Source organism: Bacillus sp. BSL6 (assembly GCF_052928345.1).
This window is the reverse complement of the sequence record NZ_JAVGCW010000001.1, coordinates 780,032-793,515: the sequence shown is the minus strand read 5'-3', so window position 1 is coordinate 793,515 and position 13,484 is coordinate 780,032. Positions and strand designations below refer to the sequence as shown.

At 34.7% G+C, this 13,484-nt stretch carries 15 protein-coding genes; 5 read left to right on the top strand and 10 right to left on the bottom strand.

Annotated elements, in window-relative coordinates:
* Nucleotides 1-58: 58 nt before the first annotated feature.
* Nucleotides 59-1,318, bottom strand: a complete 1,260-nt coding sequence (locus tag RCJ96_RS04470; protein ID WP_000709918.1) for an extracellular solute-binding protein — start codon at nt 1,316-1,318, stop codon at nt 59-61.
* A gap of 324 nt (nt 1,319-1,642) precedes the next feature.
* On the opposite strand from RCJ96_RS04470, the gene RCJ96_RS04465 reads away from it, so the two are divergent.
* Nucleotides 1,643-3,403, top strand: coding sequence for an alpha-glycosidase (locus tag RCJ96_RS04465; protein WP_074606863.1), 1,761 nt, complete (start codon nt 1,643-1,645; stop codon nt 3,401-3,403).
* A gap of 40 nt (nt 3,404-3,443) precedes the next feature.
* Here the strand turns inward: RCJ96_RS04465 and malL are convergent, their stop codons facing one another.
* The gene (gene malL / locus RCJ96_RS04460) at nt 3,444-5,120 is read right to left on the bottom strand and encodes an oligo-1,6-glucosidase (protein WP_074606865.1); all 1,677 of its coding nucleotides are present in this window, start codon (nt 5,118-5,120) and stop codon (nt 3,444-3,446) included.
* Nucleotides 5,121-5,382: 262 nt separating this feature from the next.
* On the opposite strand from malL, the gene RCJ96_RS04455 reads away from it, so the two are divergent.
* The gene (locus tag RCJ96_RS04455; protein WP_000818923.1) at nt 5,383-6,483 is read left to right on the top strand and encodes an ABC transporter ATP-binding protein; all 1,101 of its coding nucleotides are present in this window, start codon (nt 5,383-5,385) and stop codon (nt 6,481-6,483) included.
* A 55-nt stretch (nt 6,484-6,538) separates the two neighbouring features.
* On the opposite strand, the gene RCJ96_RS04450 is transcribed toward RCJ96_RS04455, so the two are convergent.
* The 3 genes from RCJ96_RS04450 to RCJ96_RS04440 form a co-directional block, all read right to left on the bottom strand.
* Entirely contained in the window at nt 6,539-7,048 is a 510-nt protein-coding gene (locus tag RCJ96_RS04450; RefSeq protein ID WP_000218426.1) for an SDR family NAD(P)-dependent oxidoreductase, read from the bottom strand.
* A gap of 64 nt (nt 7,049-7,112) precedes the next feature.
* Complete coding sequence (locus tag RCJ96_RS04445) at nt 7,113-7,211, bottom strand: hypothetical protein (RefSeq protein WP_000145657.1); 99 nt, start codon at nt 7,209-7,211, stop codon at nt 7,113-7,115.
* Between the two features lie 174 nt (nt 7,212-7,385).
* The gene (locus RCJ96_RS04440) at nt 7,386-7,841 is read right to left on the bottom strand and encodes an RDD family protein (protein WP_000769088.1); all 456 of its coding nucleotides are present in this window, start codon (nt 7,839-7,841) and stop codon (nt 7,386-7,388) included.
* Between the two features lie 132 nt (nt 7,842-7,973).
* Here RCJ96_RS04440 and RCJ96_RS04435 point away from each other — a divergent pair, with 132 nt between their 5' ends.
* On the top strand, nt 7,974-8,405 hold the full coding sequence (locus RCJ96_RS04435; protein ID WP_416503930.1) for a DUF3997 domain-containing protein: 432 nt from the start codon (nt 7,974-7,976) through the stop codon (nt 8,403-8,405).
* A gap of 46 nt (nt 8,406-8,451) precedes the next feature.
* On the opposite strand, the gene RCJ96_RS04430 is transcribed toward RCJ96_RS04435, so the two are convergent.
* Both RCJ96_RS04430 and RCJ96_RS04425 read right to left on the bottom strand, forming a co-directional pair.
* Nucleotides 8,452-9,216, bottom strand: coding sequence for a hypothetical protein (locus RCJ96_RS04430; RefSeq protein ID WP_074606869.1), 765 nt, complete (start codon nt 9,214-9,216; stop codon nt 8,452-8,454).
* 36 nt (nt 9,217-9,252) lie between these two features.
* Nucleotides 9,253-9,981, bottom strand: coding sequence for a DUF4184 family protein (locus RCJ96_RS04425; protein WP_416503931.1), 729 nt, complete (start codon nt 9,979-9,981; stop codon nt 9,253-9,255).
* Between the two features lie 148 nt (nt 9,982-10,129).
* On the opposite strand from RCJ96_RS04425, the gene RCJ96_RS04420 reads away from it, so the two are divergent.
* Together RCJ96_RS04420 and RCJ96_RS04415 are read left to right on the top strand one after the other, a co-directional pair.
* The gene (locus RCJ96_RS04420) at nt 10,130-10,399 is read left to right on the top strand and encodes a hypothetical protein (RefSeq protein WP_000059970.1); all 270 of its coding nucleotides are present in this window, start codon (nt 10,130-10,132) and stop codon (nt 10,397-10,399) included.
* A 10-nt stretch (nt 10,400-10,409) separates the two neighbouring features.
* A complete protein-coding gene (locus RCJ96_RS04415) occupies nt 10,410-11,162 on the top strand; it encodes an AAA family ATPase (RefSeq protein ID WP_074606873.1) in 753 nt (250 codons plus the stop codon).
* A gap of 29 nt (nt 11,163-11,191) precedes the next feature.
* Here RCJ96_RS04415 and RCJ96_RS04410 read toward each other — a convergent pair whose 3' ends face one another.
* The 3 genes from RCJ96_RS04410 to RCJ96_RS04400 all read right to left on the bottom strand — a co-directional run bounded on the left by RCJ96_RS04410 (nt 11,192) and on the right by RCJ96_RS04400 (nt 13,358).
* Nucleotides 11,192-12,367: an acetyl-CoA C-acetyltransferase gene (locus RCJ96_RS04410; RefSeq protein WP_000552088.1), complete on the bottom strand. Its 1,176-nt coding sequence runs from the start codon at nt 12,365-12,367 to the stop codon at nt 11,192-11,194.
* Between the two features lie 139 nt (nt 12,368-12,506).
* Nucleotides 12,507-12,956 carry an NUDIX hydrolase gene (locus RCJ96_RS04405; RefSeq protein WP_000540524.1) on the bottom strand — a complete coding sequence of 150 codons (450 nt, stop codon included), beginning with the start codon at nt 12,954-12,956 and terminating at the stop codon, nt 12,507-12,509.
* A 108-nt stretch (nt 12,957-13,064) separates the two neighbouring features.
* Nucleotides 13,065-13,358 carry a DUF3928 family protein gene (locus RCJ96_RS04400; protein ID WP_000288327.1) on the bottom strand — a complete coding sequence of 98 codons (294 nt, stop codon included), beginning with the start codon at nt 13,356-13,358 and terminating at the stop codon, nt 13,065-13,067.
* Nucleotides 13,359-13,484 lie beyond the last annotated feature (126 nt).

Sequence of the window (13,484 nt, the reverse complement as noted above, 5' to 3'; positions counted from 1 at the left end):
CCCCCTTTTTTCTTGGGAGAGAATTCGTGCCCCTCATATTTGAGGCACGAATTTCACCTTATTTTTTCTTACTATGATTTGCCTCAATATTACCTTTAATTTGCTTCACTGCATTATCAAGTGCTGCTTTTGGTGCCTCTTTATCCGTAACAACTAATTGAAGCGCATCTCCAGCTGGTTTCCATACTTCTTGCATTTCTGGAATGTTTGGCATTGGAATTCCATTTTCAGATTGTGTTGCAACTGCTTTTGCAGCTTCGTTATCTTTAATAATTGGATCTTCCATTACTGCTTTTACTGGAGGAATTTCTTTCGTCTTCTCAAATCGAATTTTTGCGTTTTCTTCATTCGTTACCCATTCAGTGAACTTTGTAGCTAAATCATTTTGTTTAGAGAAACTTGTTACATGCCATCCTTTAACCCCAACAAATGTTTTCATTGGTTGACCATTTGGTAATTTCGGCATTGGAGCAACGCCATAATCAATTCCGTTCTTTTCCATTGCTTGGAACGCCCAAGGGCCGTTCATGATAGATGCTGCTTTTCCTTCATTAAATAGCCCATCAGCAGCAGGTCCACCAGATTCACCGATAATACCTTTCGGGAATAACTTTTCTTTGTACCATTTTTGAAGATACTCAGCACCTTGTACTGCTCCGCTATTATTTAATCCAACATCACTTGCATTTGGCTTTCCATCTTTTTCACCAAACACATAACCACCCATACCTGCCATGAATGCATTAGCAAAGTAGAAGTTATCTCCTAATGCTAAAAATCCGTACTTGCCATCTTTCGTAAATTCTTTTGAGAAGTTAAACAGCTCGTCCATCGTTTCTGGTGCTTTTGGCATTAGTTTTTTATTGTAAATAAAGACTGGTGTCTCAATTGCTTTTGGTAAACCATATAATTTTCCGTTATATGTCTGTGCTTCTATTGATGAATCAGTAAATTTACTCTTTACAGCATCATCAGCTTTCACTTCAGAAAGTAAACCTTCTGTTACTGCATTTCCGATTTGATCATGTGGCAATGTTACAACATCTGGTCCCGTCCCCGCTGGTCCATCAAGGCGTAACTTCTTCACTTGATCTGTCATTTGCATTTCAACAACTTTTACTTTTACTTTATATTTTTCCTCAAAGCTTTTCACTGCTGGTTCTAAACCAACACCTTTTTTATCATCTTCCCAAACGAGTAGATCATAATCTTTCTTTGCTTTACTTTCTTCTTTTTTCCCTGAATCTTTCGGTCCACATGCAGATAACATACCAATTGATAATGCTGAAACCGTTAATAATGATAATGCTTTCTTCATCCCAAAAACCTCCCTGAATTGTATATGTACCCTACTAATTGAAAACGTTTGCATTGAATAGTTTAATAGAAGCGCAAACAATATCTTAATCTATGAAAACGTTTGCGCTATTTGTCTATCATTATACATTCTTTTATTCATTTTGCAAATATTAATTTTAAAAATATTATTACTACACTCTTTGTACATTGACTTTATACGAAATGAATACTACTCTTATAAGCAATATTAAAGCTATGCAAAAGGCAATCGTTTGCAACATATGCTTTATTATTATACTTAAGGGAACAATATGCATAGAGATAGTAAAGGGGGATTTTTTATATGCTTAAAGACGCCATCTATCATAGGCCAAAAGATAATTACGCATACGCTTACGATGAAAAAACGATTCATATCCGAATACGTACGAAAAGAGACGATGTTCAAAGCACCAATCTTATTTATGGTGATCCTTATGAATGGACAGACGGGAAGTGGATTTCTTCAAGTGCACCGATGAAAAAAACTGGTTCTACTGCATTATTTGATTATTGGTCCATTTCCATCGAGCCAAAATTTAAGCGCTTACGTTATGGATTTGAATTAAAAGCAGAGACAGAAACGCTTATTTATGCAGAACGCGGATTTTTTTCCAGCATTCCAAATGATGACGTTGGTAACTTTTTTTGTTTTCCATTTATTCATGCAAATGATGTATTCAAAGCACCTTCCTGGATTAAAGATACTGTTTGGTATCAAATTTTCCCAGAACGGTTCGCTAATGGAGATCATACGTTGAATCCAGAAAACACCCTTCCTTGGGGAAGCGCTGAACCAACTCCAACTAATTTTTTCGGCGGAGATTTTGCTGGTATTATTCAAAACCTCGATTACCTTGTTAAGCTTGGAATTTCGGGAATATATTTCACACCTATTTTCAAAGCACATTCAAACCATAAATATGACACAATTGACTACATGGAAATCGATCCGCAATTTGGCACAAAAGAAACATTCAAAGAACTTGTTGAAGCATGTCATACACATGGTATAAAAGTAATGCTCGATGCCGTATTCAATCACAGTGGATACTTTTTCGATAAATTTCAAGACGTACTAGAAAATGGTGAACAGTCAGCATATAAAGAATGGTTTCATATTCATGAGTTCCCAATTAGAACTGAGCCACTTCCGAATTATGATACTTTCGCGTTTACACCGTATATGCCGAAATTAAACACTGCACACCCGGATGTAAAAGAATACCTACTTGAAGTAGGGCGTTATTGGGTAAAAGAATTCAATATAGACGGGTGGCGCCTTGATGTAGCAAATGAAGTCGACCATAACTTTTGGAGAGAATTCCGAAGGGAGATAAAAGCATTAAATTCTGAAGTATATATTTTAGGAGAAATTTGGCACGATGCACTTCCTTGGCTACAAGGAGATCAATTTGATGCTGTAATGAGCTACCCTGTTACAAACGCTCTACTGTCTTACTTTGCTAACAACTCCATTAAGGCAAATGAATTTATGAAACAAATTATAGAATCTCTACATTCCTACTCTATGAATGTAAATGAAGCAGCATTTCATTTATTAGACAGCCATGATACACCAAGAATATTGACAACATGTAACGGAGATAAAAATAAGTTAAAGTTACTTTATGTATTCCACCTTTCTTTCATCGGCTCTCCTTGTATTTATTATGGAGACGAAATTGGTATGGATGGCGGTATGGACCCTGATTGCCGCAAATGTATGGTTTGGGATACGAAAGAACAAGATCATCTATTATTTACACATGTACAAACATTAATTTCGTTACGAAAGCAATATAAAGCATTTGGAGGACATGGTACTTTCCAATTCATTGAAGCAAATGATGAACATAATTATATTTCTTATACAAAAACATATGAAGATGAAACTATCTTTTTCGTTTTAAATCCGACTAATAGTGCTATTACAGCTTCACTGCCTCTCCATGTTACTGGAAAGAAAATCATTAATATTTATACAAACGAAGAATTTTCAGCGGAAGCAAGTGTATTACAAGTTACACTTCCTCCATATGGATTCTCCATATTAAAATGGTAACAAAAAAAATCCTTATACCAAAGTGGTATAAGGATTTTTCTTATTTCAATTTGAACACGATTGCTTCATACGGACGTAATGTCATGTTATCTATCGGTCCATTCTCTACGTCGTAATTGTGTATAAATAACTCTGCTTCACTATAACTAATGTTCTCAGGCAATTCAAATACACATTCTTCCGCAGTAAAGTTTGCAATGACAAGCAGTTTTTCTTCTCCATACGTTCTTACGTATGCAAAAATAGATGGATTATTCTCCAATATTAAATCATATGATCCATACACTACTATTTCGTTATTTTTGCGTAACTCAATTAATTTTTTATAATAATAAAAAATTGAATCTTTATTTTGGATCGCTTGTTTCACATTAATTTCTTTGTAATTAGGGTTTACCGTAATCCAAGGTTCACCTGTTGTAAATCCAGCGTGATTCTGATCATCCCACTGCATCGGAGTTCTAGCATTATCACGACCCTTTATATAAATAGATTCCATTACTTTTTCTATATCTTCACCACGGTCTATCACTTTTTCTTTATACATATTTAATGTTTCAATATCTCGATATTCATCAATCGACTCAAATCGGACGTTTGTCATTCCAATTTCTTCTCCTTGATAAATATATGGTGTTCCTTTCATCATATGAAGCACCGTCGCTAACATTTTCGCAGATTCAATGCGATACATTCCATCATTACCAAAACGAGATACAACGCGAGGCTGATCATGGTTATTCCAATACAGACTATTCCAGCCTGTATGTTCTAATGCTTTTTGCCACTTTGTTAAATTCTCTTTTAAAGTAAGAAGTGAACATGGTTTTACATCCCATTTTCCGCCTTCTCCTGAATCTAAATCCATATGTTCAAATTGGAATACCATCTGCAGTTCTTTTCGTTCTTCCCCGGTATACAATTTTGCTTCTTCTGTCGTTACACCAGGCATTTCACCAACCGTCATAATATCATAATGAGACAATACTTCTTCATTCATTTCATGTAAATATTTATGAATGTTTGGACCGTTCATAAAATGCTTATGACCTGAAACATACCCCTCTTCTTCTGTTTCAACAGCTGGTAATCCCTCTTCTTTAGAAATAAAATTAATAACATCCATACGGAAGCCATCAATTCCTTTTTCTAACCAAAACTTCATCATTTCATAAACATCTTGTCTTACCTTTTCATTATCCCAATTTAAATCTGGCTGTTTTTTAGAAAACAAATGTAAATAATATTCATCTGTCATTTCATCATACTGCCATGCAGATCCGCTAAACGCTGCTCCCCAGTTATTCGGCTCTTTTCCTTCTTTTCCAGGGCGCCATATATAGTAATCTCTATATTTATTATCTTTTGATTTACGTGATTCAATAAACCAATTATGTTCATCAGAAGTATGATTAACAACTAAGTCCATCATAAGTTTCATATTACGTTCATGCATTTCATGTAATAGCTCATCCCAATCTTCCATTGTTCCGAACTCATTCATAATTTTACAATAATCACTTATATCATAACCATTATCATCATTTGGAGATTCATAGACTGGTGATAACCAAATTACATCAATCCCTAATTCTTTTAAGTAATCTAACTTTGAAATAATACCGCGAAGATCCCCGATGCCATCACCGTTGCTATCCATAAAGCTACGAGGATAAATTTGATATACTACACTTTCTTTCCACCACTGTTTTTCCATTATGCTACCCCATTTCATTCATAATTCGATTTTCTCTTTTTTAAGGCGCAAACGTTTTCATTAATGAATGATAACAGATTCTATCTTAATTTAAAATAGCGCTTACAACTTTTATTCTTATTTTTCTAAGAAAACATACGAAATTCACTAATATTCTTCCAATTCATGAAAACGTTTTATTTTTTTGTTTATTTTTTGAATCTATTCGTTTATAATGAACTCAAAGAAAACGTTTGCATAATTATTTCTAGGGGGAAATACCATGGCAGAACTGAAATTAGAAAACATTTATAAAATATATGATAATAACGTAACAGCTGTAACAGACTTCAATTTACACATTCAAGATAAAGAATTTATCGTATTTGTCGGTCCTTCTGGATGCGGAAAATCTACAACATTACGAATGGTGGCTGGACTTGAAGATATTTCAAAAGGAGAGTTTTCAATTGATGGTAAGCTAATGAATGATGTCCCTCCAAAAGACCGCGATATCGCAATGGTCTTCCAAAACTATGCCCTATATCCACATATGAGTGTGTATGATAATATGGCATTTGGATTAAAACTTAGAAAAATACCAAAAGATGAAATTGATCGTCGTGTGAAAGATGCAGCAAAAATTTTAGGACTGGAACAATATTTAGATAGAAAACCGAAAGCTTTATCCGGTGGACAACGCCAACGTGTTGCGTTAGGGAGAGCAATCGTTCGAGACGCGAAAGTGTTCTTAATGGATGAGCCTTTATCTAACTTAGATGCTAAATTACGCGTTGCAATGCGCTCAGAAATTTCTAAGTTACACCACCGCCTTGGTACGACAACAATTTATGTAACGCATGATCAAACTGAAGCGATGACAATGGCTTCTCGTCTTGTTGTTATGAAAGACGGAAAAATTCAACAAATCGGTACTCCAAAAGAAGTATATGAAACACCTGAAAACATTTTTGTTGGTGGATTTATCGGCTCTCCAGCGATGAATTTCTTCCGTGGTAAATTAACTGAAACCGATTTCGTTATAGACAATGCTGCAAAAATTAAAGTAACTGAAGGAAAAATGAAGATATTACGTGAACAAGGCTATGTAAATAAAGACATTGTTTTAGGTATTCGTCCTGAGGACATTCATGATGAACTATTATTTTTAGAAGCTTCACAATCTACTGCCTTCACAACAAAAATTGAAGTTGCCGAGTTATTAGGTGCTGAATCTATTTTATATATGAAACTTGGAAATCAAGATTTTGCAGCACGTGTTGATGCAAGACATACATTCTCACCTGGTGACCAAATTAAACTAGCATTTGATATGAATAAAGCGCATTTCTTTGATAGTCAAAACGAACAACGCATTCGTTAAAAAATAATTTTCATACAAAAAAACCGTCCACATATATTGAGGGCGGTTTTCACTATTATACGAGGGCTTCTACTGTATGAAATGATTGTCCTTTCGTGCTAATAATACCGAAAATCGGTAAGTCACTTAGCACCACTTCTTCTTGCTGTTTCATAAAAGATGACGTTAATTGTTTTATCTCTATCCATACGTCATTAATACAAAGTACATTGGAATCGTTCTCTTGTTGGCGTGAAAATATAGAATCTATTTTATATAAACCAGCATTTTGAAAAAGCATATCAATGCGACTGAATGCATTCAAAGTAATGCTGATTACGCGTTGCCAATCTCCTTGTTTTTCCATATTATAGGATACAAAAAGTGCTTCTCCGCCTAGATTCGTAATTTCCTCCACTGTTGCTTGTCCACTTTCTTGATCAATGTCCGTCACAATTACTTTTGCGCCTTGTTTAGCCAACAAAAGAGCTGTATTACGTCCAATACCGATGCCACCGCCAGTTACGATAGCAACTTTTCCTGCAAGCTTCATTTTCATTACCCCTTCTATAAGTCTTACCGTCATTCAGTATACTCCTTTATGAGATTAGTCTGCAAGCAAGAAAAGTTGCTTATTCATTTGTAAACGGTTACTTTTTTACTCCTTCTTTTTTCTTACTATTACGCTGATCGAAAACTAAACCGATGAAAATTAAAATCCCCCAAAAGATTACGCTACCTCCAGTCATTTCAATTTCCCCCTTATTATATAAACATATTATTTTAATCATTATAACATTTTCTTAATTTTCAATCTATTAAATCCGAAAATGATATAGATTAACTTTTTCCCTATTATATATCCATTAAAATATATTTGTATAACAAAAAGAGACCTTTTTATATAAAAAGGTCTCTTTTTGTTATACAAGACTTATCACTTTCGTTTTTGTAATTAAATCCTGAAAACCACAATTATCTTTGCGGAATAACATCATATATACGTTACATAATATCGGAATTCCAAGCAGTAATATGTTCGGTAATAACAATACAAAAAATCGAATCGTTAATGTTTGTAATGTTAACTTTTCACTCTTCAATGAAATTAATTTTATTCTCGTTACCTTTTTACCAAGTGTTACACCGTTCCAAATAAAGGGTAGCAAAATAAAATATATCGCCATTAATATAAAAACTACTGCAAGATCATATCTATAATCGCCAAAACTAATATTAAAGCGATTAAAAATAGCACTATAATTTCCAGTCATAACAGCTACTACTGCACCATACATAACCGAGATTAAAAACATGTCAATTAGGGAAGCACCTATGCGGTTCATTACAAGCGCTGGACGATGCATCTTTAACTTCATTTTTATGTCGACTCCTTCATATCCTTCTTTACCCGTCTCATCGTACCACTTCTAAAAAACATTGTAAACTAGCGTTTCTCTTACTTTTCTTGTACAATGTGTTACAACAGCATTGTAAAGGAGGTTCCCATATTGAAAAAATGGATAATCCTATTCGTCGCACTCCTATTAGCCGGTTGTGCTGGAAATACAAATCATATAACATATACGATTAACGATGAATACGAACTCATACGTACTTCTGGAAATGCATTTGAACTTTTCCCCACGCAAGATGCTGTATATGCCACACAATACATTCCTGCAAAAATTACAGACATAGCCTGGGATGATAAATACATTATTGCAAAACAAACTGAGGAAAAGTCAGATCCTAATAATCCTGACGCAGCAATTGCAAATAAAAAAAGCGAGCATTATTGGATTATTGACGTAAAGCATAATAAACGTTTTGGCCCCTATAATGAAAAACAATTTCATGAACAAAAAGATGCGTTTAAAATTAAGGTGCCTTTTCAAAGTGTAGATTCATACATAAAAGAACAGAAAAAACAGTCAGCATAATAGTTTGAGCGCTGACTGTTTTTTGTTGCATATATTTAAAAACAACTTACTCAGAAAGTGAGATGTTAAAAGTTTGTGGCTCTTTTTCAACATCTTGCGTTTCTGTATTTGCTGCGATTACATTATCTGTTGTAAATTTAATATCCTTTACCTTTTCTTTTCCATCATCAAGTATTAGGCCGATAATACCATCTCTTGTTTCACCAGGCTTATAGTCTTCCCTTGATACATTTTTTGTACCAACGAGCGTATCTTCATCATATAAAAAGTTTTGCGTTGCTACTTTAAAATGTTGTTTATCATTAATCGCAACATCATTCATAGAGAAAAATTGTATATTTTTATTCCCGCTATTTTCCACCTTATATGTAATTTCAACGTAACGAATCGTATCACTAATCTCTGTACCACTTAGCGATGCATATAACTCCGCATCTTCTTGACTGACTTTATCTCCTAATCTACGCTTTACTTCTTCAGGAGTTAATGCCGTATATACTTTTAATGTATTTTTTGCATCTTTACTCATCTGCGATAAAGAGATTACTTTCACATCTTGTACGTGAATTTTCATTGGTGCTACTTCAAATGTTTGATTCACAGAATGAATTTGTTCTAATTTAAAAGTACCCCATCCTGTTTCTTTCACTTTTTGTCCTACTTTTTTCAGCTCACGCCCACCATATTCTTTTGTTTCAGGAATAGATTCTTTCTTCTTCGGTTCAGCTTTCTTTTCTTCTTGATGGAAGCAACCACTTAACATAAGAAGAAAACTACATAAAACAAAAATACTTTTCCATGCTTTCATCATATAATTTCTCCTAACACTATCATTCATTAATATTAATTAGTCCTTTGCTTTGTAAACTATAGAAACAATGAAAAGTCCACAAAACGAACTTGTCAGTCCAGATACTATTATACCCCCTATTTGGAAAATATGAAAATAGGGATCTACGAACGCGTGCACGATAAATATAATAGTTGCTACAACAATTACCGAAATCCAATATTTTATTTTTTCCGAAGCTAAAATAAGGTCTTTACCCATTTCATTTCTACACTTCCATAAAACGTATACTAATAACAGAAAACCAATACATGTACTTCCATGTTGCATATATTTATAAACAGAGATACCGTACCATTCTCTTTGCAATAATGGTATTTTCATAACAAAATAGCCTGTCTTATGAGTGAATGCATCCCAAACAACATGCGTTAACATACCGAATAATGCTGAATAACAAAATACAAAGAAATCTTTCTTTGTGTAAAGCCCCCACCTCTCATCTACTGCATATGTATAGTAGCCAGCAAATGGTTTAGGTAAATGTGTTATAAACGGCTTTTTTAAAATGTAGTGATATATGTATGCTAATAAAAATACGAGTGGTAAATTAAAATATAAGAATCCAAGCCACGTATGCCCAATTACACCATACGGTCTAAAGTGTAGGAAATATTCAAAGTCAGGCGCCATACTACCTAATATAAGAGCCGTTACTGAAATATGTTGAGAATACTTTTTTGCAAAAGGAAGCACTGCTGCTGGATGTGCAAATGTAAACGGCATGTTTTGACTCCTTTTTATAATTACAATAGATTACATACTATCATAACGACATGAATAATCTACATGCAATGTTTATTTTCACATTGGAATATGATAGTTTAAATGATATAATCCACATAAAATATTCAGAAAATAAGGAGGGATTCACGTGTCATTAACACTTGTCTTTTTTCTTGTTCTGTTTACCTTGTTTTTAAGTACATACATTGGCTTCTATCTATGGAAGCACTACAAAATTATAAAATATATACCTGCTCTCGTTGGTTTTATAAGCATTCTTTTTATTTTCATATGGAAGAGAATGACTTTCGGCTGGGAAGGTCTTGGCTTTGGCGCACTTCAATATACAATACTATTTGCAAGTTGTCTTACCCTTGTATTTGCTGCTTTTTTAGAATCAAAATCCGTTATGAATTGAGGTTTCTATATTGATTGACGTACCCTTTTTAAAAAATGTCACATTAAAAAAAGAAAATATCCCTAGTTTCTCCGCATATCCTTACTGTTTACCCGCTATTCGAACATTACAATCACTAGCTTTCCATCCAAATGTAACATTCATTATTGGAGAAAACGGAACAGGGAAGTCAACATTACTCGAAGCGATTGCAATTGCGTTAGGATTTAATGCAGAAGGTGGAACGAAAAACTTCCGTTTTAGTACAAACGATTCCCATTCATCTTTACATGAATACCTTCGAATTTCCAAAAGTTTCAATACACCAAATGATGGTTTCTTTCTTCGTGCCGAATCATTCTATAACGTTGCTTCTTATATTGATGAAATGGATGCCGATTCAGAAGCACGTGGAAATCCAATTATTGACTCATATGGTGGTACTTCACTACACGCCCAATCACACGGTGAGTCATTTTTCTCCTTATTTATGAATCGTTTTTCAGGACAAGGCTTATACATTTTAGATGAGCCCGAGGCCGCTCTATCACCAATGAGACAACTTTCTATGCTCATTCGAATGCATGAACTAGCGGAACAAGGTTCACAATTTGTTATCGCAACGCATTCTCCTATTTTAATGGCTTATCCTGAATCTACTATATATTCTTTAACACAAGAAGGGATTCATGAATCCACATTAGAAGAAACTGAGCATTACCAAACGACGAAACTTTTCTTTGAAAATCGTGATCGATTATTTCATCATTTATTTGAATCATAAAAAAAGAAGCAGCGATTGCTGCTTCTTTTTTATAGTGCTTCTATAAATAATGCTACCCCAATACCGCCACCGACGCATAAAGAGGCAATTCCTTTTTCTAACCCGCGTCTTTTCAATTCATGAATTAAACTTACAGTAATACGAGCTCCTGTACAACCGATTGGATGTCCAAGTCCTACACCACTACCGTTTACATTTACTTTTTCACGATCTAAACCTAATTCTTTTTCTACAGCTAAGTATTGTGCAGCGAAAGCCTCATTAATTTCAAGTAAATCTGCATCTTCTAATGACCAATCTACTTTTTCTAATCCTTTACGAATTGCTGGTGCTGGTCCAATACCCATAATTTTCGGATCTACTCCAGCTACTGAATATCCAACAATTCTAGCTAACGGTTGTAAGCCTTTTTCTTTCGCTTTTTCTTCGCTCATTAATACTAGAACCGCACTTCCGTCATTCAGGCCAGATGCATTCCCTGCCGTTACAGATCCGCCTTTACGGAAAGCTGGTTTTAATCCTGCTAATTTTTCTGCTGTAATGTCAGCACGTGGATGTTCATCCTTCGAAAATACCACTTCTTTTCTACGTTCTTTTATTGTAATAGGAACAATTTGATCGTCAAAGTATCCAGACTCGATTGCCTTCAGTGCCAATGTATGACTGCGAAGCGCAACTTCATCTTGTTCCTCTCTTGTAATTTCATATTGTTCAACTAAATTTTCCGCTGTTTCCCCCATCATAATATGATGAATCGGATCTTCTAATACTTCCCACACCGTATCACGAATTTCTCCGTGTTGTAGGCGTTGTCCCCAGCGGTGTTGTTTCAATGCATAAGGGCTTGAACTCATTGCTTCTACTCCACCTGCAACGACAACTTCACTTACACCTAATTGAATTTGCATTGCAGCCGACATAATTGCTTGCATACCTGAAGAACATTGGCGTTGGATTGTATAGCCCGTAACTGTGTCAGGAAATCCTGCCGCTAATGCAGCCGTTCTCGCCGTATTTGCTTCATCAGTTCTTTGAATACAATGACCTAAAATCACTTCATCCACTTCGTGTGGTTCTACCCCGCCTCGTTTTACAGCTTCCTGAAGTACAGGAACAGCTAATTCTACTGGCGTTACATTTTTTAGCGCTCCCCCAAAAGTTCCAATTGGCGAACGAACTGCAGCTGTAATAACAACATTATGCATTTTGCACTTGCCCCTCTCTTATGTACCCTAGTCAGTTTTTAGGTGAAATTCCATAAGATGTATGTCTACACCTATCATACTATAAACATACTAAAAAATCAAAATATTTAATATAATAAAAATAGAAGGAATTAACCTTCTATTCTGTTAATGCATATAGAAATTTTTGTAAAATTTTCTCTGTTGTTTTATTCAAATTCGGTAACTTATCTACCGGAAAATATTGAAGCTGTAATCCTTCATGGTCAAGCCTTAACTCCCCGCTCACATGATGTCCCTGATACAGATGAATGACATTAAAAATTTCATCTCCATTTGGATATTGGAAGTACACTTCTTTTCCCGAAAGAACCCCGATAAATTGCATAATTTTCGCATTTAGTCCCGTCTCTTCAAATAGTTCTCTGCGAGCAGTTTCTTCTGTCGTTTCTCCTAGCTCCATCGCTCCACCAGGTACACCCCAATCATATGTATCTGAACGATATTGAAGCAATACTTCTTGATTATCATTTAAGATAATAATTGCTGATCCTACTAGAATAAGCGGCCTTGTACCAACGACTTTGCGTAACTCTTCAATATACCCCAATATGTAAACTCTCCTTTCCTCACCCTCCCTTATCATAACAAAATTTTTCTCCTTTTGTTGATGTAATTTTAAAGAAAAAAAGGAAGCTTTCGCCTCCTTTTTTCACCTTTATTTCTTAAAACTTTCATATTTTACAGCTTCAAAAGCTTCTTCTATTTCATCATTACGATAATGGACATATGTAAAACGCCCTAATTCTACTAATCTTGCTATTTCTTGTAACGCTTTATGTTGCTCATATGTTTCCTCAAGCTTAATATGTACATAAAATTTCATTAATGGATGTTCGTATAAAGGTTCTCCCACCTCTACATATACATCTTCCACTCCTTGTACAACTCTTACATAACTTGCAAATTGATAAAGAGCTTCTCTGTCTGAAACGATTTTTAATGTATACATATATTCTCCCCCTTTCCTTTACTATATCAAAAAGACGGCCAAACCATGTTATAGAACTATGAAATTTTTTCGACTTGTAATAAACAAGGCGTTTATCCATACGTAGGATCTTTTCCCAACATATAT